An 18820-nucleotide genomic window follows, 5' to 3' on the forward strand; every position below is an offset into this window, starting at 1 on the left:
TCCGGGGGGCCTTGGTCTGGGGTTCTGTGCGCCCGGGGGGGGGGGGGGGGGGGGGGGGGGGGGGGGGGGGGGGGCACTGGCGGGGGGGGTCGGGCGCCGCCCGTCGCCGTGTGGACGCCGTCCGCGCCCCGGGACGCGCCGCATATGCCCCGGGCCGCTCGCGACCGCCCGGGTGACGGGACGGCAGGCGGGCGCGGTCGCGGGTTTCGCGGGGCCGGGCCAAGGTAGGAGGCCCGTGGGTGCGCACCGCGTCGTGGTGCGCATACTGGGCATCACGGACACACCGCAGGGGTGGTGAGCCGGTCCGGGCAGGACGCGAGGAGCGAGGCGGAGCAGGTGACGGAGGACGCGGACGACCGCAAGCCGCAGTCGGACGAGGCACGCAGCGCGTTCTCCCCTCCCCAGGGGGTCCCGCAGTCGCAGGTCGCCGAGAACGAGTCGCAGATCACCTCGGAGTTCGCCCTCCCCGAGGGGCTGGCGGCGCCGCCCGCCAGCGAGGACGCCGAGCGTTCGGCGTTCACCCCGCCCGCCACCTACGACGCCCGTAGCGCGCCCCCCGCCTTCACGCCCGCGCAGGGCATACCGATGGTGCGGCTGGCCAAGAACAGCCCCTGGCAGGACCGGATGCGGGCGATGATCCGGCTGCCCGTCGCCGAGCGCCCGGCGCCCGACCTCACCCAGAAGACCGACGACTCCGGTCCGGCCGTCCCCCGCGTCCTCGACCTGACGCTGCGTATCGGCGAGCTGCTGCTGGCCGGGGGCGAGGGCGCCGAGGACGTCGAGGCGGCGATGTTCGCGGTGAGCCGGAGCTACGGCCTGGACCGCTGCGAGCCGAACGTCACCTTCACCCTGCTCTCCATCTCGTACCAGCCCTCGCTGGTCGACGACCCGCTGACGGCCTCGCGGACGGTGCGGCGGCGCGGGACGGACTACACGCGGCTCGCGGCGGTCTTCCGGCTGGTGGACGACATCAGCTCGGACGACACCGAGGTGTCGCTGGAGGAGGCGTACCGGCGGCTGGCCGAGATCCGCAGGAACCGGCACCCGTTCGACACCTGGGCGCTGACCCTGGCGGCCGGGCTGCTGGCCGGTGGCGCCTCGATGCTGGTCGGCGGCGGACCGCCGGTCTTCGTGGCGGCGGCGCTCGGCGCCATCCTCGGTGACCGGATGGCGTGGATCTTCGCCGGACGCGGCCTGCCGGAGTTCTACCAGTTCGCGGTGGCGGCGATGCCGCCCGCCGCGATAGGGATCGCCCTGCAGCTCACCCAGGTGGAGGTACGCGCCTCCGCGGTCATCACCGGTGGCCTCTTCGCGCTGCTGCCCGGACGGGCACTCGTCGCCGGCGTGCAGGACGGCCTGACCGGCTACTACATCACCGCCGCCGCCCGCCTGCTGGAGGTCATGTACCTCTTCGTCGGCATCGTGGTCGGCGTCCTGGTGATGCTGTACGTGGGCGTGCAGCTCGGGGCGCAGCTCGAGCCCCGGGAGGCGCTGCTCTCGGTGGAGCGGCCGCCCCTCCAGATCATCGCGGCGATGGCGCTGACCCTGGCCTTCGCCGTCCTGCTCCAGCAGGAGCGCTCGACGGTGCTGCTGGTGACGCTCAACGGCGGCGTGGCCTGGACGGTCTACGGCGCGATGCACTTCGCCGGGAACATCTCCCCGGTCGCCTCGACCGCGGTCGCCGCCGGTCTCGTCGGCCTCTTCGGCCAGTTGCTCTCGCGCATCCAGTTCGCCTCGGCGCTGCCGTACGTGACGGCGGCGATCGGGCCGCTGCTGCCCGGTTCGGCGACGTACTACGGGCTGCTCGGCATCGTCCAGGGCGACGTCAACACCGGGCTCTCCTCGCTGAGCACCGCGATCGCGCTGGCGATGGCGATCGCCATCGGGGTGAACCTCGGTGGCGAGACGGCCCGGCTCTTCCTGCGGGTGCCCGGCGGCCCCGAGGCGGCCACCCGTCGCGCGGCCAAGCGGACGCGCGGCTTCTGATCCGGCGGGCGGCGGGTCAGCGCTTGGCGTGGCGGCCGCGCTGCGGCGGCGCGGGGGGCGGCGTGGGGCCGGCGCCCGGCCCGGCCGCGGCGGCGCGCCTGCTCTCGCCGCGGGCCTTGACGAACTCGATGACGATCGGCACGACCGAGACGAGCACGATCAGGATCAGCATGGCCTCGATGTTCTCGCGGACGAACTCGATCCGGCCGAGCCACGAGCCGAGCAGTGTCACCCCGGCGCCCCAGAGGATGCCGCCGATGATGTTGAAGGTGATGAACGAGCGGTACCGCATGGAGCTGACGCCCGCGATGATCGGCGTGAAGGTCCGCACGATCGGCACGAAGCGGGCCAGGACCAGCGACTTCGGGCCGTGCTTCTCGAAGAACTCGCTGGCCTTGGTGACGTTCTCCTGCTTGAACAGGCGGGAGTCGGGCCGCTTGAAGAGCGCGGGCCCGACCTTCTTGCCGAAGAGGTAGCCGGCCTGGTCGCCGAGGACGGCCGAGACGCAGATCAGCACGACGGCGAGCCAGAGCGGGAACTGGAGCTGGCTGGTGGTGATCAGCAGGCCGGTGGTGAAGAGCAGCGAGTCACCGGGCAGGAAGAAGCCGATGAGCAGGCCCGACTCGGCGAAGACGATGAGCAGCAGGCCGTAGATGCCGAACTGGTTGAGCAGGTGGTCCGGGTCCAGCCAGCTCGGGCCGAGCGCAAGCGTATTCACTGTTCCGGACTCCTGGGGTGGGCGGGGCGGGACGGTACAGCCGACCAAACTACCAACGCCCCGCACCCTCCCAGCGCCGCGCCCTTACTGTTCCCTTTACTCCGTACGGCGGGCGTTGGCGTGGATCGCGTCGTGCAGGTACTGGGCGAGGCCGGGGTGGATCGCCTCGTACGTGGCGGTGAAGCGGGGGTCGGCCACGTACATGCCGGCGAGGCCGGTGTGCGTCTCGGCCGAGCACGGGTAGTGCGCGCGGTCGATGTAGCGGCGGTGCTCCTCGGCGGCGTCCAGCGCCTCGGGGGCGTCGGCGGGGACGCCGCGGGCCAGCAGGGCCGCGACCCGGGCGTGCAGCGCGTCGAACTCGTCCTTGAGCCGCTTCCAGTCCTCCTTGGTGTACGAGGCCGAGCGGCGCTGCGACTCGCGGTAGGCCTCGGTGCCGCCCCAGCGGCGCTCGGCCTCGTCGGCGTACTGGTCCGGGTCGTGTCCCTCGAAGACCTCGAACTTCTCCTCAGGGGTGAGGTTGATGCCCATCTGTGCTGCCTCCATGGCTGCGGCGACGGCGTCGGCCATGCGCCGCAGGGTCTCGATGCGGTCGGTGAGCAGGGCGTGCTGGCGCCGCAGGTGGGCGCGGGGGTCGGCTTCGGGGTCGTCGAGCAGCGCGGCGATCTCCTCCAGCGCGAAGCCGAGGGCCCGGTGGAAGAGGACGCGCTGGAGCCGGTCGAGGTCCGCGTCGCCGTAGCGGCGGTGCCCGGCGGCGCTGCGGCCCGACGGCGAGAGCAGGCCGATGGCGTCGTAGTGGTGCAGGGTGCGCACGGTCACGCCCGCGACGGCGGCCACCTGCCCGACGGTGTACTCCACGGCCTGGTCCCTTCCGTCACGTCCACCGGCGGCCACCGGTGCGCGGCCGCCGCGACAAGCGTGCTGCCTCACGCCGCGTGAGGGGCAAGTCGGCGGGCAGGCGGAACGGCACGGACCGGCGGACCGCACGGCGTACCGACGGGAACAAGGAGGCGCTGTGCCGCCTGTGCCCGCTCGTCGTGGAGCGCGCCCTTGGCGGCCCCGACCCGTTCCCCGCCCACCACGCACCCGAAGGAGCTGCTCCCATGCCCAGCACCGTCAACGTGACCGTCGTCTACTACTCCTCCACCGGCACCCTCGCCCGCATCGCCGACGCCATGGCGACCGCCGCCACCGAGGCGGGCGCCCACGTCCGGCTGCGGAAGGCGCGCGAGCTGGCGCCGCAGGCGGCGATCGACTCCAACCCGGCGTGGGCGGCCAACGCCGAGGCGACCAAGGACCTGCCCGAGGCGGAGCCGGACGACATGGTCTGGGCGGACGCGGTGATCTTCGGCACGCCGACCCGGTACGGCAACGTCGCCGCCCAGCTCAAGCAGTTCATCGACACGCTCGGCGGACTCTGGGCCGAGGGCAAGCTGGCGGACAAGGTCTACAGCGGCTTCACCGCCAGCAGCACCGCCCACGGTGGCCAGGAGTCGACCCTGCTGGCGCTCTACAACACCGTCCACCACTTCGGCGGCATCCTGGTCGCCCCCGGCTACACCGACCCGTCGAAGTTCGCCGACGGCAATCCGTACGGCACCTCGCACGTCTCCGGCCAGGGCGACCTGCCGGTCGGCGACCAGACGGTGCAGGCCACCAAGGTGCAGGCCGAGCGGGTCGTACGGGTGGCCCGGGCGCTCAAGGACGGCGGGCTGACCGGCGGTTCGTGACGGCCCGCCGCCCGCCGCCGCTCACTCGGGGCGCGCGGCGGGCGGCGCGCCGCCGGCGTACGGGTTGGGCCGACCGTCGGCGAGGACGCCGACGAAGGGCTCGCCCTCCCCGGCGAAGGTGTACGCGCCGGCCTCGACGCGGGCGATGAGGCCGCGGGTCCACTCGGCGCCGGTGTCGGCGGAGTGGACCCAGAGGTTCATGATCTCGCCGATGTGGCCGATCGACTCGGGCCCGGCCTCGGGGGTGTAGTACTCGGTGACCGAGCGGCGCCACTCCTCGATGGAGCGCAGCCGCTCGCGGAGCAGCTCCACCGCCTCCGCCCGCTCCAGGTCGACGAGGAAGCCGAGGGCGGCGGAGAGCAGGTCGGGCTTCTGGTCGTACCCGGTCAGCGCGGCCCGCAGCAGGCGGAAGAACTCCCGCTCGCCCTCCTCGGTGATCCCGTACTCGGTGCGCGGCGGCCCGCCCGCCGTGGAGGGCGCCGTGTCGTGAGCGACCAGCAGCCCTTGCCTGGCCAGCTGTTTGAGCGCGTGGTAGATCGAGCCGGGCTTGGCGTTGGACCACTCGTGGGCGCCCCAGTACTCCAGGTCGTTGCGGACCTGGTAGCCGTGGGCCCGCCCGTGCTGGCGCACCGCGCCGAGCACCAGCATCCGGATCGCCGACATGAGCCGCACCGCCTCCCGCAGACCGCCGACCACGCCCCGTGGTCAATTTTGACTAGGGTACGGGAGGGCGTGTACGGAGGGCATCGCCCCGCGCCTCGGGGTCCACGTGAACCACCATGAGCAGCCGCCCTTCCCAGTGCCCGGCCCCGCCTCGCGCGGGGCTCTTCCGGATACCCCCATAGTGGCGGGGAACGCGGACAGGGACGGTCCGCGTCGGTGTCCGGCGGCCCGGAAACCCTACGGAGGGCGCACCCGCCCCGTGGGGCGCGGGCTCAGAAGGGGAAGACGCTCCGGCCGTGCTGCACGGAGATCCACTTCTGGGTGGTGAAGGCCTCCACCGTCGCCTCGCCGTTGAGTCGGCCGAAGCCGCTCGCCTTCTCACCGCCGAAGGCGACCTGCGGGTCGTCCTGCACGGTCGAGTCGTTGACGTGGAACATCCCGGTCTCGATGCGGTGGGCGAAGTTCACCCCGCGCTCGGCGTCGGCGGTGTGCACGGCGCCGCTCAGCCCGTAGGGCGTGTCGTTGGCGATGCGGGCCGCCTCGTCGTCGCCGTCGAAGGGGACCAGCAGGACGACGGGGCCGAAGATCTCCTGGTGGAGGAGGGGCGAGTCGGCGGGCAGCCCGGTCAGCACGGTCGGCTCGACCAGGTTGCCGATGGTGCGGCCGCGGACCAGCGCCCGGGCGCCCTCGGCCAGCGCCCGGTCGACCATGGCGCTCAGCGCGTCGGCCTGGAAGTCGCTGATGACCGGGCCGAGGTCGGTGGCCGGATCGCGCGGGTCGCCGGTGCGCAGGGCGCGGACCCGGGCGGTGAACTTCTCGGTGAACTCGGCCTCGACCGCCCGGTCCACCAGGATCCGGTTGGCGGCCATGCAGACCTGGCCCTGGTAGACGAAGCGGCTGAAGACGGCGGCGTCCACCGCGTAGTCGACGTCCGCGTCGGCCAGGACGACCAGCGCGCTGTTGCCGCTGAGCTCCAGCACGGTCCGCTTGAGATGTCCGGCGGCGACCGAGCCGACGTGCCGCCCGACCCGGTCGGAGCCGGAGAAGGAGATCACCCGGGGGACGGGGTGGGCGATGAGGGCGTCGCCGATCTCGGCGATGTCGGTGACGACGACGTTGAGGAGCCCGGCGGGCAGCCCGGCCTCCTCGAAGATGCGGGCGATCAGCCCGCCGCCGACCACCGGGGTGTTCTGGTTGGGCTTGATGACGACCGCGTTGCCCAGCGCGAGCGCCGGGGCGATGGTCTTCACCGCCACCAGGAACGGGTAGTTGAAGGGGCTGATCACGCCGACCACCCCGGCGGGCAGCCGGTAGACGCGGTTCTCCCGGCTGCGCTGCGATGCGGGCATGATCACGCCGTCCGGGCGGACCGCCAGCCGGATCGCCTCGCGCAGGAACTCCCGGGCCAGCCCGACCTCGTGGACCGCCTTGGAGCGGGTCGCGCCCTGCTCCTCGGTCATCGCCTCCACGATGGCCTCGGTGTGCTCCTCGGCGAGGCGCAGGGCCGCCTCCAGGACCGCCCGGCGGGCGTGCGGCCCCGCGGCCGCCCACGGCTTCTGGGCACGTTCGGCGGCGCGGTACGCCTCGTCCACCTCGGAGACGGTGGCCACGGTGACGGCGGCCAGCTTCTCCCCGTTGTACGGGTTGAAGTCGATGATGTCCCAGGAGCCGGTCCCGGTCCGCCACCGCCCGTCGATGTACTGGTGGGCGAGCAGGCCGAAGTCGGCGAAGCCGGGGGCGGGTTCGGCTGCCCCGGCGGGGACGGTGGAGTCGGACATGTGATCCCTATCCGCTGACGCGAAGTTCACCGGACCCGAGCCGCAGCGCGGGGGCCGGTCGTGCCCTGTGCCGGTGTGCGCCGCCGGACCGCCCGGGCCGCACGCGGTTCATCGTACGGTCGTCTCACGTGAGTTGGACCAGACCACGCAGCAGATCGCGGGTGCGGTCCGGGTCCGGGCTGTCCCGCTGGAGCCGTTCCATCGCCGTCTCGTACTGGGCGACCTCCTCGCGCTTGTCGAGGTAGAGGGCGCTGGTGAGCTGCTCCAGGTAGACGACGTCGGAGAGGTCCGACTCGGGGAAGCGCAGCAGCGCGAAGGCGCCGCTTTCCCCGGCGTGACCCCCGAAGCTGAACGGCATCACCTGGAGGGTGACGTTGGGCCGCTCGCTGATCTCTATCAGGTGCTCCAACTGCTCCCGCATCACCGCCCGGTCGCCGTACGGGCGGCGCAGCGCGGCCTCGTCCAGGACGACGTGGAGGCCGGGGGCGCGCTCGGAGACGAGGAGTTTCTGCCGCTCCAGGCGGAGCGCGACCCGCCGGTCGATCTCGGCGGCGCTCGCGCCGGGCATGCCCCGCTCGACCACGGCGTGCGCGTACGCCTCGGTCTGGAGCAGGCCGTGCACGAACTGCACCTCGTAGACCCGGATCAGCGACGCGGCGCCCTCCAGGCCCACGTACGTCTGGAACCAGCCGGGCAGGACGTCGGAGTAACTGTGCCACCAGCCCGCGACGTTGGCCTCCCGGGCCAGGTCGAGCAGGGCGGCGCGCTCGGCGCCGTCGGCGACCCCGTACAGGGTCAGCAAGTCCTCGACGTCCCTCGCCTTGAAGCTCACCCGTCCCAACTCCATGCGGCTGATCTTCGATTCGGAGGCGCGGATCGAGTAGCCGGCCGCCTCCCGGGTGATGCCGCGTCCCTCTCGTAGCCGCCTCAGCTGCGACCCGAGCAGGATGCGCCGCACCACCGAGCCTCCGGACTCGCCTGCGGTCACCTCTCAGCCCTCCCCATCGTTCAGGGTTCCGCAGTCTGCCACTAAAACCTCCGGGGTGTACGCGTTCGGTTACGGAAACGGACACATGCGAGGCGGCTCCACGCGAGGGGTGCGAAACAGTCACGGGAAGAAATCGTGGGCAACGCACACAGGAACCCCGAATACCGGCGCGTGCACGTGCATCTGCCCTTGCATCTGCTCCCCGCATTCGCAACGATGGCTCGCGCACCACCGCCATATCGCTACACACCGCGAAACCGGGGAGTGCCTCGCATGGGGACGAATGGATCGACCATGCTCGCGCCGTTAAGGCAGGGGCTTCCCCCACTCGACCCCGCGCACGTCCGGTACGCCGCCTCCTGCGCCCTCCCGGCCCGTTACGAAGCGGTGCGCAGCGCACGGGCGTTCACCCGGCGGACCCTCGGGGAGTGGGAGAACGACGCGCGTTTCGACGACGTCGCCCTGGTCGTCTCCGAACTCGTCACCAACGCTCTGCGGCACGCGCTGCCCGCGGACACCCCGCGCCCCGACGACCCGCCGGTCCGGCTCCACCTGATGGCCTGCGAGAGCCGCCTGGTCTGTGCCGTGCGCGACCCCAGCACGGGGACACCGGCGGCACGGCCGCCCGGGGACTGCGACGCCGAGTCGGGGCGGGGTCTGTTCCTCGTCGACTCCTTCAGCGACGCCTGGGGCTGGCACCCGCTGCCGGGGGAGATCGACGGCAAGGTCGTCTGGGCGCTGTTCAAGGTGTGAGCCGGCGGGGCGGCCACCCGGGCAGCGCGCCGCCCCGGCGACGACAGTGCGCCGCCGGGCTCTTCGCGCCCCGCGCCTCTCAGGCCCCCGCGATCAGGTGGTCGAACTCCCCGTCCTTGATCCCGAGCAGCATCGCCTCGATCTCGGCGCGCGTGTAGACCAGCGCCGGGCCTTCGGGGTGCCGGGAGTTGCGGACGGCCACGCCGCCGCCGGGCAGCTTGGCGAACTCGACGCATGAGCCCTGCGAGTTGCTGTGTCTGCTCTTCTGCCAGGCCACGTCGTGGAGTTCGCTGGCCGCCATGCCGTTGTACACGTGGTGCACTGGATCGCTCCCCCGTGGCGCCTCGGCCCGGCCCGGGCCGGTGGTGAGGCGGGTCGTGAACTGGTCGGGTACGGCGTCGCGGACGCGGTGGTGAACTGGTCGGACAGGCGGCTCGCGACGAGTCTGACTGCTTCGGATCATAGCGGTGTTCACCTGCGGATGCATGGGCAGATGCACGTGCACGAGGGGTGGTGCCGCGGTTACGGAACCGTCCCGCCTCTGCCGCGAACCGCCGTGCGGCCCGCCCCCGGCTTGACTCCGCGACCGGCCCCGGTGGACCCTCCCGGGGTATCCGACACCCACTGTGGTCGCGCTCTGACCGCTCGTCACCATGCCGTTCTCCAGGGGGACACCATGTGGAAGCCGCTCCGAATCCCCGCCGCCGCCTCAGCGACCGCCCTGCTCCTGCTCACCGGCTGCGGCGGCGACGGTGACAGCTCCGGCGGCTCGGGCAAGCACAAGGGCGGCGGCCACGGCTCGGACTCCGACGGCGACGGTGGCCCCACGGGCGGCTCCGGGACCGGCGGTGCCACCTCCGCGCCGGGCAGCGCCGACGGGGCCTGGCAGGCGACGGTCGACGGCACGTCCATCCTTCTCACCATCACCCGGAACCAGGCCGCGACCATCGGGGAGCGGAGCTGCGCGGGCACCTTCCAGGCCCAGATGCTCAGCCTGAAGTGCGCCGACGGCAGCACCGACCGCACCTACGGCAAGGCCGAGCTGGGCGCCGACGGCAAGTCGCTGACCGTCTCCTGGGAGGCGGCGGGCGAGGACACCTTCACCCGTGTCGACCCGGGCGAGATCCCCGAGGACCTGCCCACGGACCTTCCCACCGATCTCCCCACCGGCCTGCCGTCCGGCCTGCCCACCGGCGACGTCACGACCCCGTAGCGGGCGGGGCGCCCTCCCCGGGCTGCTCGCGCCGTGACTCGGTGAAAGGCGGGGACTCCTCGGCCGCGTCGGAGACCTTCTCCAGCGCGGCCAGCAGCATCCCCGCGCCCCGGCGCACCACCCGGTCCGGCACGCCCTCCCCGTCCCAGGCCGCGAGGGCCGCGCGCACCTCGTCCCACTGCGGCACCCGCCGGTCCCGCAGATCGCGCGCGCCCCGCTCGGTGGTGGCGCGCAGGGCCTGCGCGAGCCGCTGGGCGGCCGGTACGGGGACGGCGCCACGCTCCGGCAGGTGAGCCTCCATCAGCATCGCGGCTCGCGAGAAGGCCGCGATCGCCTCCTCCGCGTCGTCGGCCGAGGTCCGGGAGAGACCCCGGCTGCGCACCGGCTCGTGCGCGGCCCGGGCCAGCGCCTCCTGCCAGGCGGCGTGCGCCGCACGGGCGTCGAGCAGCGCCTGGCGGACCCGCGTGTCGTCGGGCCCGGCCGGGGTGGCGTACCGCTCGACCACCTCGGCGGCGTAGCGGCCCGCGGCGGCCAGCCAGTCGGCGAGGCGGGTGCGGAGCCGGGGCGTCTCCCAGGCGGGGAAAACGGCGTACGAGGCCATGGCGAGGAGGCCGCCGACCAGGGTCAGCACGACGCGCTCGGGGACGGTCTGGGTCCACTCCTCGCCGCCCATGCCGAGCAGGAAGACCACGTATCCGGAGACGAAGAACTGGCTGACGGCGTAGCCGGTGCGCATCAGCAGGTACATCAGGGCGGCGCAGACGACGGCGAGCAGCGCGGAGACGCGCACGCTCGGCTCGGTCAGCTGGAGGATGCCGGTGGCGGCGACGACCCCGAGCAGGGTGCCGCCGAAGCGGGCGACGGCCCGGGAGTACGTCCGGGAGAAGTCCGGGCGCATCACCATGACGGCGGCCAGCGGCGCCCAGTAGCCGTGGCCGAAGGGCAGCAGGGAGCCGATCAGGTAGCCGAGGAGGGCGACCCCGGTGACCCGGACCGCGTGGCGCAGGACGGCCGAATCCGGCCGCAGCTCGTCGCGCATGCTGCGGGCGACCACCGGGACAAGACCGACCAGTCCTGGCCGGTGCATCACGGGCGCTGCCGCGGGCGGTTCGGCCGGTTCGACGGGCTGGAGGGGGTCGGCCGGCTCGGGGCGGGGCCGTGCGGGGTGGGCGCCGGGGGCCGGCGGCTCCTCGGGGGCGCCGGGTTCCCGGGTACGGGAGAGGGTGGCGCGGGTCGCCTCCTCGCGGACGGCGTCGGCGCGGGCGGCGGCGTCCGGCGGCGCGTCGGGGGCGGCGGTGGAGCGGCCCGCCGGGTCGGCGGTCTCGATGACGTCGCCGAGCAGCGCCTTCAGCCGGAGCGCGGCGCGGCGGGCGGGCCCGGTGAGCACGTCGCCGGTGTCGGGGGTGCGCAGGGTCGCCACCGAGGGCGCGTCCAGGGCCAGCGGCGTGCCCCGGCGCACAGCGCGGGCGGCGGCGTCCAGGACGGCCGCGGCGGCGCCGAGCAGTTCGCGGACCCGGTCGCGTTCGTGACCCTCGGCGGGGGCGCCGAGCGCCGGGTCGGCGAGGGAGGCGAGGACCGGACGGATGCGTTCGGCGAGGCCGCGGGCGCCGGAGAGTTCGGCGGGGCGGTGGCGGTGCTGGCGGGGGGTGAGCTGGGCGGCCTCGCGAGCCGCCATGAGGGGCTCGGGGTCGAAGTCGGCGTGCGGGTCGTGGCGCAGCCGCCGGGCGTAGTCCGCCTCGGCGGCGAGCGCGTCGGCGAGGGCGTCGCGGTGCGGCCGCCAGCGGCGGAACGGGAACAGCACGAGGAGCGCCGCCTGCACGAGGCCGCCGAAGAGGCTCATCGCGGCGTGCCCGGCCGCCTCCGCCACCGAGCTGGGCAGCGTGATGGTGATGAGCATGATCGCCACATTGGAGGAGGCCATCACGCCGATGGTGGGCCCGGCGGCCCAGCTCAGCCCGGAGAGGAAGGCCCAGGCGGCCAGCAAGGCGAGGAAGAGGGCCAGGTGACTGCCGGTCAGGTACCCCAGGAAAGTGCTGACACCGAGGGTCGCCCCGGAGACCAGGGCGAGCTGCGGTCGCGGCCGCCAGCTCCGCTGGAAGGTGGCGATGGCCGCCTGGTAGGCGCCGAAGGCGGAGCTGGCGGCGACGGCCGGGGAGAAGAGCCAGAGACTGACCCCGATGACGAAGGCGAGTCCGACGGCGCCGCGCAGCGCTCCCAGCGGCTCCAGCCTGCGCCGCTCCACCACGAACGCCGCACGCGCGGTGTGGCCCAGCGCCGAGAGCCAGCTCATGCGTCCGAGCGTAGGCGCAGCGGGCCCCGTCCGCCCGGAACGGCGCGGGGGCGCGGGCGGTGCGGGATGCTGTCGGCCGGTAGGGGGTCCACGCGCCGACGCGTACCCGGTCAGCCGCGGTCGATGCGGCCCCGGTGGCCGTCGACGCCCGCGCGGTCTGCGGCGGCGGTGCCGTCGTCCCAGCCCGCGCGGTCGTCGGCGCCCCGGACGCGGGTGGTGGTGGTCCGGGGGAAGAGGCGGCGGGTCTCCTCGGTGACGGCGAGGTCGCGGGTGGCGAGGACGGGCAGCAGGTCGGCGGCGGCCGCGGTGTCGGTGGCGGCGCGGGCGGTCTCGGCGAGGCGGTCGCCGACCCGGTGGGCGTAGGCGAGCATGAACGACTGACGGAACGTCTTGGTCCGTTTACGTCCCCCGGCGCGCTGCGCGGCCTCGGCGCGGCTCATCGCGGTGGCCGCCTGCACCAGCAGCGAGGTGTAGAGCAGTTCGGCCGGCTCCAGGTCCGCCTCGTGGCCGACCACGGTGGAGAAGGCCAGCTCCTCGTTCCACACGGCCTGGCAGCGGTTGGCCCGGGCGACGGCGTCCAGCAGGATCGCCTTCGCCGTCTCGTACGGCGGGTCGACGGAGATCCGGCGCGCCCCCGGCCCGTCCGCGGCCCCGGCCCGGCCCGCCGCCACCTGCGCCTCGTCGACGCTGTGCCGGGCCATCAGCTCCTGCGCCTTGGCGGTCAGCGCCTCCGCCTCCGGCGGGTAGCCGGTCGCCTCGGCCTTGGCGAGCAGGGCCCGGATTCGGCCGAGCATGCGGTCCTGGGGGGCGGCGCCGGGGGAAGGGGGTGCGGCGGCGGCCGCCGTGGCCGGGCGGGTGCCCGGGGGCGGGCCGAGGGGTTCGAGGGCGGGCAGCCTGAGCAGCAGGCGGAGCGCCTGGAGCACGGCGGTGGCGCGGGCGAACCGGTCGCGGCCGCCGATCCCGGCCCAGGCGGGAGCGTCGAGCGCGTCGAGCCGGCGGCGCCACTGCGGGGACAGGCCGTTGCCGTAGCGGGCCAGTTCGGCGGCGGTCAGCTCGGCCAGGGCAGTGCGGGCGGCCGGGTCGAGGCCCTGGCGGCGGGCCTCCCGGTCGAGGTCGGCGGGGAGCCAGCCCCGCTCCCAGGCCCGGCGGACGTACTCCTCGCCGCGCCGCAGCAGCTCGCTCCCGGCCGGGCCTGGGTCGGCGGCGGCCAGCAGGGAGGCGCCGGTGTCGAGGGCGCCGTCGTCGTCGGCGTCGGTGTAGAGGGAGGCGGCCAGGGCGCGGGCCACGGGGGTCTCCGGCTCGGCGCCGGGGCCGCCGCCGCCCCTCGCGCCGCCGCTGCCGCGCCTGCCGCTGCCGCCCATGGCTGTGCTCCACCTCGTCCGCGCGCTCTCCCCGCCGGTCGGGGGCGTACGGCTCCATGGTCCCAGAGGAGCGCGGCACGGGTGGGCGCGCGCCCCCGCGGCGACAGGGTGCGCGGATCCGGGGCCGGTGGTTGGGCGGCCCGGCAGTTCGCCGGCTCTCGGCGCGCGCGGAGGCGTGCGCGGCTTCCGCTCGGGGCGTGGGAGGCCAAACCCCAGTGCCCCGCTTTCCACCGATCTGATGGTCAGAGGCCCGAAAAGGGATGAGTGGTGCCGGGGTCGCACAGGATCTCGCTGAACGATCACCGCACAACCGTGCGACCGCGCCGCACCGGCCGGGCACACGGAGAGGAGTCCCTTTGAGCGAGCAGAACGCCGAGCGGTCGGAGCAGGCCGTCGGCCCCATCGGCCTGGTGCGTCCCCTGGACGCCTCCGCCCCGCCGACCGCGCCCGCCCCCGACGAGACCTGGCACTTCGGGCAGGTCCTGAAGGAGGACGCCGAGGGCCGCCCGGTCCACGAGGCGACCGCCTGGGTCTACCACGGCGAGGGCAACGACGGCCTGGTCCGCCCGGTCCTGCTGGCCGACGGCTTCGACTCCGGCCACAGCTCGCTCGACGGGCTCTACGACGGCCTGGAGCGCGGCGACTACGCCTTCCTCGGTGAACTCCGCCGCCGCGGCCGGGACGTGATCCTCCTCGGCTGGGGCGACCGCAGCGCCTCCCTCCTGCGGAACGCCCGCTTCGCGAGCGAGGCGATCCTGCGCGCCGTCGCCGAGCGCCGGGGCGGCGAGCCGCTGGTCGTCGGTGGCTTCAGCATGGGCGGCCTGGTCACCCGGTACGCCCTGGCCAAGCTGGAGCACCAGCGGATCGACCACCAGACGGCGACCTACTTCTCCTGGGACACCCCGCACCGGGGCGCCTGGGTGCCGATCGCCCTCCAGGCCTTCGCGCACTACCTGAAGCAGGTCAACCCGTACAACAAGGCCCTCTCCGACCAGATCAACAGCCCCGCCTCCAAGCAGATGCTCTGGCGCCACATCGACACGGTCCAGGCCACCGCCGAGGCGGCGACGGAGCGCGAGGAGTTCCTCGCCGAGCTGGACCGGGTCGGCGGCTGGCCCCAGCGCCCCCGCAGACTGGCCGTGGCCAACGGCAGGGGCGACGGCAGCGGGAACGGCGTGGCGGCGGGTGCGCCCGCCCTCCGCTCCACCGGCCTGGTCTTCCCGCGTACCGCCCTCCACACCCAGCAGGAAGGCTCCGGCGCCGTCGTCGCCGAACTCCACGCCCTGCTCGGCGAGGACGCGACGGTCTCCACCGACGACCTCCCCGAGTTCGACGGCGCCCCGGGCGGCACCCTCTCCTCGTTCGGCATCGCCGCCGCCGCGCTGAACGCCCTGCCCCTGGCGAGCGCCGATGCCCCGGTCCCGACGATCTGCTTCGTCCCCGCCGTCAGCGCCGTCTCGGTCCGCGACCTCGACACCACGGAGCTGCTGCACACCGACATCGGCAAGACCGACCCCGAGGAGAGCGACTTCGACGACTACCTCTGCGCCTCGGAGAACGAACCGCACACGAAGATCACGCGGGAGTTGGGGGAGTGGTTGATCGAACGGTTCTGAGCCGGGCCCGGCCGTCGCCCCGTGCACAGGGCGGCGGCCGGCCAGCCCCGTTGACCCCGTCCCGCCCCTCGGAAAGGATGGCCGACGCGCGGTCCCTGGGCCGCCCGGAAACGGGGGAAGCGTGGCAGGCCAGTGGGACCGGTGGACCAAGCTCGAACTCGACACGCGCGACTTCGACACGGAGCGGTCCTCCGCGTACGTCGAGAAGGCCCGGGCCGAGGGCATCGCCTTGACCACCCTGGCCGAGCTGGGCTGAACAAGGCGTGCTCCGCCGACATCCCGGGCCGAGGAGCGTTCTCCTGTACGGATCAGGGCTCGGCGCGCGATTCGCCGAGGCGGGGCTGACCCCCGCGAACGCCGCTCACCTCGTGCCGAAGCTTCTGGTCGGCGTCCTCTCCCAGGCCCTCGGTGCCGGTCGCCGGCCGGGCCGCGTCATCTCACCAGCGGTTCTCACCCTGGGGGCCGTGCCAGTCCAGGCACAGCACGGTGGCGTCATCTTCCAGCTGCTCGCCGCAGGCGTCGGCGACCGCGGCGGTCAGGGTGCGTACGACCTCGCGGGGGTGCTCGGTGGCGGTGGCGTGGATGACGCCGGGCAGGTCGACGCTCTCGGCCTGGCGCTCCTGCATACCGTCGGTGTAGAGGACCAGGCGGTCGCCGGGGCGCACGTCGAGGTCCTGCACGCGGTGAGGGGCGGCGCCGGTGACGCCGAACGGCATGTCGACGGCCAGGGACACTTCCTCGACCCGGCCGCCGCGCAGGCGCAGCGGCCAGAGGTGACCCCCGTTGACGAGCTGGGCGCCGGTGCCGTCCAGGGAGAGGCGGAGCAGCAGGCCGGTGGCGAAGGTGCCGCGGCCGTGGTCGATGAGGGCCTGGTGGGTCCGGCGGGCCTGCTCGGCCAGGTCCGCCCCGGCACGGCGGGCACCGCGGGAGGCGTTGACGAGCAAGGTCGCCATGAGGGCGGCGTCGACGTCATGGCCCATGGCGTCGGTCACGGACAGGTGCAGGGTGTCGCGGTCGAGGGTGTAGTCGTAGGTGTCGCCCGCGATGTTGTCGGCGGGCACCAGTGCCCCCGCCAGGGTGAATTCGGCGGCTTCGCAGCAGGAGGCGGCGGGCAGGAGTTGGCGCTGGATCTCGGCGGCCAGGCTGATCGGTGCGGTGCGCTGGCCCCAGTGGTAGAGGTCGGTGAAGCGGCGGTCGGTCACCAGGATGTAGGCCAGCGCGTGCGCGGCCTCCTCGACCTGCTCCCGCACGTCCCGCGTGACGTGGTCGAGCGACAGCTCCAGTACGCCGATGGTGTCACCGCGGTTGGTGACGGGGGCCAGCAGCCGCTGCCCGTCGGTGCCGTCCGGCGCCTGGACGAGCTTCTGGATACGCAGCACCTCTTCGTAGCGGCTGCCGTCCAGGGGGACCCGGTCGGCCCGGCCGCCCTGCCGGGAGGCGGTCTCTTCGCTGACCCGCATCATCTGCCGGCCGATGGCGTCGAGGAACAGGAACGACACGTACCGCGCGCCGAACCGGTGGCGCAGGTTGCGCGCCACCACGTCGAGGGACGCGACCGGTGCGGCGTTCTCCGCCTCCGCCAGAAGCTCCGCCAGCCCGATGCGGTCACGTGCCACGCCAGCCTCCCTGAAGGTTCATGGTCTTCTTCCCGCGGCCGCCGCAGTCGTCACCATGGCCAAAGCGACGCCAACGCGGACGGTGGGAGCCCTCGCGCGGACGCCGACGGCACACGTACGAGGGTCGCAGCCACGGGTCGTCGGCGCGTCCCCCCGCCGCTGTCAGCGCCCGGTGCCAGAATCGTACGCGTGAGCGAGCGGTGGGCGGTGGTGGAGACCGAGGGCGGCGGGGCCGAGGTGGCGCCGCTCGCCGCCGACGGCAGGCTCGCCGGACCGGTCGTCCGGGAGCCGGAGCTGGCCGAGGCGGTGCGCTCCCGGCCCGGTGTGGCGCGGTGGGTCTGGCGGGCCACGGCGGGGATCCACCCGCACCTGCTCCGCGCGGGCGTGCGGGTGGAGCGGTGTTACGACGTGGAGGCCGCCGAGACCCTGCTGCTGGGTCACGAGGGCCGGTGGGGCGAGCCGCGTTCGGCGGCCGCCGCCCTCGCCCGGCTGCGGGGTACGGCGGTGCCGCCCGACCCGCCGCCGCGCGCGGCCGAGCCGGGCGCCGGGGCGCAGTCGTCCCTCTTCGAGCCACGGCCGGTCCCGGTGGGCCTGGCCGACCTCGCCGAGGTCTACGCCGAGCAGCTCCGCCGCCACGACCAGGCCGTCCACCCGGGCCGGATGCGGCTGCTGACCGCCAGCGAGTCGGCCGGGGCACTGGTCGCCGCCGAGATGACCGAGGCGGGCCTGCCCTGGCGGGCCGAGACCCACCGCGAGGTGCTGCGCGAGCTGCTGGGCGAGCGGTACGGCGGCTCGGGCGAGCCCCGGCGGCTGGCCGAGCTGGCCGACGAGGTCTCGGCGGCCTTCGGCCACCGGGTGCGGCCGGAGCTGCCCGCCGAGGTGGTGCGGGCCTTCGCCCGTGCCGGGATCAAGGTCACCTCGACGCGCCGCTGGGAGCTGGAGAAGATCGACCACCCGGCGGTCGCCCCGCTCCTCGCCCACAAGAAGCTGTACCGGATCTGGGTGGCGCACGGCTGGCAGTGGCTGGCCGACTGGGTGCGCGACGGCCGGTTCCGTCCCTCCTACCTGCCGGGCGGCACGGTCAGCGGCCGCTGGGCGACCAACGGCGGCGGCGCCCTGCAGATCCCGAAGGTGATCCGCCGGGCCGTCGTCGCCGACCCGGGCTGGCGGCTGGTCGTGGCCGACGCCGACCAGCTGGAGCCGCGCATCCTCGCCGCCGTCTCCGGCGACCGCGCCCTGAGGGAGGTGGCCTCGCGTCCGGACGACCTCTACCAGGCCGTCTCCGACCGGGCCTTCGCAGGCGACCGCGACCTCGCCAAGCTGGCCGTGCTCGGCGCGGTCTACGGTCAGACCTCCGGCGACGGCCTGAAGAACCTGGCCGCCCTGCGCCGCCGCTTCCCCGCCGCCGTCGGCTACGTGGACGAGGCGGCCCGCGCCGGGGAGGAGGGCCGCCTCGTCCGCACCTGGCTCGGCCGGACCTGCCCGCCCGCCACGCCCCCGGGGACCGGCACCGACGAGGCCGGGATCCCGGACGCGCTGCCCGAGGAGGAGCCCGGCGGGTACGCCTCGGGGACCTCGTCCGGCGCCCGCGCCCGGGGCCGCTTCACACGGAACTTCGTGGTGCAGGGCAGCGCCGCCGACTGGGCCCTGCTCCTCCTCGCCGCGCTCCGGGCCTCCCTCACCCCGCTCCGCGCGGAGCTCGTCTTCTTCCAGCACGACGAGGTGATCGTGCACTGCCCCGAGGGGGAGGCCGACACGGTGGTGGCCGCCATCGCGGCGGCCTCGGCCCGGGCCACCGAGGTCTGCTTCGGGGACATCCCGGTGCGCTTTCCGTTCACCACGGCGGTGGTGGGCTGTTATGCGGACGCCAAGGCCTCACTTGCCGGCCCGGCTCATTGGCCTCCGGCCGGGCTGGGTTGTGGCTGAGCTCCGTCTGACCGTGCCGGCCACTGATGGCCTCAACCGCCGGCCGGGCTGGGGGTTGGCTCAGCGCCGCTCGACCGTGCCGGTCAAAGATGGCCTCAAGCGCCGGCCGGGCTGAGTCTTGGCTGAGCTCGGCTCGCCTGTGCCGGTCACTGATTGGCCTCAAGCGCCGGCCGGGCTGGGATTTT

General features: G+C 74.3%; 16 protein-coding genes. 7 read left to right on the plus strand and 9 right to left on the minus strand.

What is annotated here, in order from left to right; genetic code table 11:
* Positions 1 to 336: 336 nt before the first annotated feature.
* Positions 337 to 1986, plus strand: coding sequence for a threonine/serine exporter ThrE family protein (locus ACFWMZ_RS21180; RefSeq protein WP_383174550.1), 1650 nt, complete (start codon positions 337 to 339; stop codon positions 1984 to 1986).
* A 16-nt stretch (positions 1987 to 2002) separates the two neighbouring features.
* Here the strand turns inward: ACFWMZ_RS21180 and ACFWMZ_RS21185 are convergent, their stop codons facing one another.
* Both ACFWMZ_RS21185 and ACFWMZ_RS21190 read right to left on the minus strand, forming a co-directional pair.
* Entirely contained in the window at positions 2003 to 2704 is a 702-nt protein-coding gene (locus tag ACFWMZ_RS21185) for a DedA family protein (protein WP_383203403.1), read from the minus strand.
* 96 nt (positions 2705 to 2800) lie between these two features.
* Positions 2801 to 3559, minus strand: a complete 759-nt coding sequence (locus tag ACFWMZ_RS21190; RefSeq protein ID WP_383203406.1) for a MerR family transcriptional regulator — start codon at positions 3557 to 3559, stop codon at positions 2801 to 2803.
* Between the two features lie 245 nt (positions 3560 to 3804).
* On the opposite strand from ACFWMZ_RS21190, the gene wrbA reads away from it, so the two are divergent.
* On the plus strand, positions 3805 to 4431 hold the full coding sequence (wrbA, locus tag ACFWMZ_RS21195; RefSeq protein WP_383174541.1) for an NAD(P)H:quinone oxidoreductase: 627 nt from the start codon (positions 3805 to 3807) through the stop codon (positions 4429 to 4431).
* Positions 4432 to 4452: 21 nt separating this feature from the next.
* On the opposite strand, the gene ACFWMZ_RS21200 is transcribed toward wrbA, so the two are convergent.
* The 3 genes from ACFWMZ_RS21200 to ACFWMZ_RS21210 form a co-directional block, all read right to left on the minus strand.
* Entirely contained in the window at positions 4453 to 5094 is a 642-nt protein-coding gene (locus ACFWMZ_RS21200) for a PadR family transcriptional regulator (protein ID WP_383174726.1), read from the minus strand.
* A gap of 272 nt (positions 5095 to 5366) precedes the next feature.
* Entirely contained in the window at positions 5367 to 6872 is a 1506-nt protein-coding gene (locus ACFWMZ_RS21205) for an aldehyde dehydrogenase family protein (RefSeq protein ID WP_383203410.1), read from the minus strand.
* Between the two features lie 124 nt (positions 6873 to 6996).
* Complete coding sequence (locus tag ACFWMZ_RS21210; RefSeq protein ID WP_383174536.1) at positions 6997 to 7860, minus strand: helix-turn-helix domain-containing protein; 864 nt, start codon at positions 7858 to 7860, stop codon at positions 6997 to 6999.
* Between the two features lie 273 nt (positions 7861 to 8133).
* Between ACFWMZ_RS21210 and ACFWMZ_RS21215 the strand changes: the two genes are divergently transcribed.
* A complete protein-coding gene (locus tag ACFWMZ_RS21215; protein ID WP_383174533.1) occupies positions 8134 to 8613 on the plus strand; it encodes an ATP-binding protein in 480 nt (159 codons plus the stop codon).
* Between the two features lie 79 nt (positions 8614 to 8692).
* Here the strand turns inward: ACFWMZ_RS21215 and ACFWMZ_RS21220 are convergent, their stop codons facing one another.
* Positions 8693 to 8935 carry a DUF397 domain-containing protein gene (locus ACFWMZ_RS21220; protein WP_003948958.1) on the minus strand — a complete coding sequence of 81 codons (243 nt, stop codon included), beginning with the start codon at positions 8933 to 8935 and terminating at the stop codon, positions 8693 to 8695.
* A 354-nt stretch (positions 8936 to 9289) separates the two neighbouring features.
* Between ACFWMZ_RS21220 and ACFWMZ_RS21225 the strand changes: the two genes are divergently transcribed.
* Positions 9290 to 9826 carry a hypothetical protein gene (locus ACFWMZ_RS21225; protein WP_383203413.1) on the plus strand — a complete coding sequence of 179 codons (537 nt, stop codon included), beginning with the start codon at positions 9290 to 9292 and terminating at the stop codon, positions 9824 to 9826.
* On the opposite strand, the gene ACFWMZ_RS21230 is transcribed toward ACFWMZ_RS21225, so the two are convergent.
* On the minus strand, positions 9813 to 12116 hold the full coding sequence (locus ACFWMZ_RS21230) for an FUSC family protein (protein ID WP_383203416.1): 2304 nt from the start codon (positions 12114 to 12116) through the stop codon (positions 9813 to 9815). The two genes, ACFWMZ_RS21225 and ACFWMZ_RS21230, sit on opposite strands and share 14 nt — an antisense overlap.
* Positions 12117 to 12226: 110 nt before the next feature.
* Entirely contained in the window at positions 12227 to 13477 is a 1251-nt protein-coding gene (locus tag ACFWMZ_RS21235; protein WP_383203419.1) for a DUF2786 domain-containing protein, read from the minus strand.
* A 356-nt stretch (positions 13478 to 13833) separates the two neighbouring features.
* On the opposite strand from ACFWMZ_RS21235, the gene ACFWMZ_RS21240 reads away from it, so the two are divergent.
* Both ACFWMZ_RS21240 and ACFWMZ_RS21245 read left to right on the plus strand, forming a co-directional pair.
* Positions 13834 to 15093: an esterase/lipase family protein gene (locus ACFWMZ_RS21240; protein ID WP_383174521.1), complete on the plus strand. Its 1260-nt coding sequence runs from the start codon at positions 13834 to 13836 to the stop codon at positions 15091 to 15093.
* A 121-nt stretch (positions 15094 to 15214) separates the two neighbouring features.
* Positions 15215 to 15349, plus strand: coding sequence for a hypothetical protein (locus ACFWMZ_RS21245; protein WP_383174518.1), 135 nt, complete (start codon positions 15215 to 15217; stop codon positions 15347 to 15349).
* Between the two features lie 181 nt (positions 15350 to 15530).
* Here ACFWMZ_RS21245 and ACFWMZ_RS21250 read toward each other — a convergent pair whose 3' ends face one another.
* Entirely contained in the window at positions 15531 to 16709 is a 1179-nt protein-coding gene (locus ACFWMZ_RS21250; RefSeq protein ID WP_383174515.1) for a PP2C family protein-serine/threonine phosphatase, read from the minus strand.
* Between the two features lie 189 nt (positions 16710 to 16898).
* On the opposite strand from ACFWMZ_RS21250, the gene ACFWMZ_RS21255 reads away from it, so the two are divergent.
* Positions 16899 to 18635: a bifunctional 3'-5' exonuclease/DNA polymerase gene (locus ACFWMZ_RS21255; protein ID WP_383174512.1), complete on the plus strand. Its 1737-nt coding sequence runs from the start codon at positions 16899 to 16901 to the stop codon at positions 18633 to 18635.
* Positions 18636 to 18820 lie beyond the last annotated feature (185 nt).

The sequence above is a fragment of the Streptomyces sp. NPDC058373 genome (genome assembly GCF_042723275.1).
GTDB lineage: Bacteria > Actinomycetota > Actinomycetes > Streptomycetales > Streptomycetaceae > Streptomyces.

Coding starts and splice junctions, on each gene's coding strand:
- wrbA (WP_383174541.1), top strand. CDS start 3,805: ATGCCCAGCACCGTCAACGTGACCGTCGTCTACTACTCCTCCACCGGC.
- ACFWMZ_RS21200 (WP_383174726.1), bottom strand. CDS start 5,094: ATGTCGGCGATCCGGATGCTGGTGCTCGGCGCGGTGCGCCAGCACGGG.
- ACFWMZ_RS21205 (WP_383203410.1), bottom strand. CDS start 6,872: ATGTCCGACTCCACCGTCCCCGCCGGGGCAGCCGAACCCGCCCCCGGC.
- ACFWMZ_RS21215 (WP_383174533.1), top strand. CDS start 8,134: ATGGGGACGAATGGATCGACCATGCTCGCGCCGTTAAGGCAGGGGCTT.
- ACFWMZ_RS21225 (WP_383203413.1), top strand. CDS start 9,290: ATGTGGAAGCCGCTCCGAATCCCCGCCGCCGCCTCAGCGACCGCCCTG.
- ACFWMZ_RS21230 (WP_383203416.1), bottom strand. CDS start 12,116: ATGAGCTGGCTCTCGGCGCTGGGCCACACCGCGCGTGCGGCGTTCGTG.
- ACFWMZ_RS21235 (WP_383203419.1), bottom strand. CDS start 13,477: ATGGGCGGCAGCGGCAGGCGCGGCAGCGGCGGCGCGAGGGGCGGCGGC.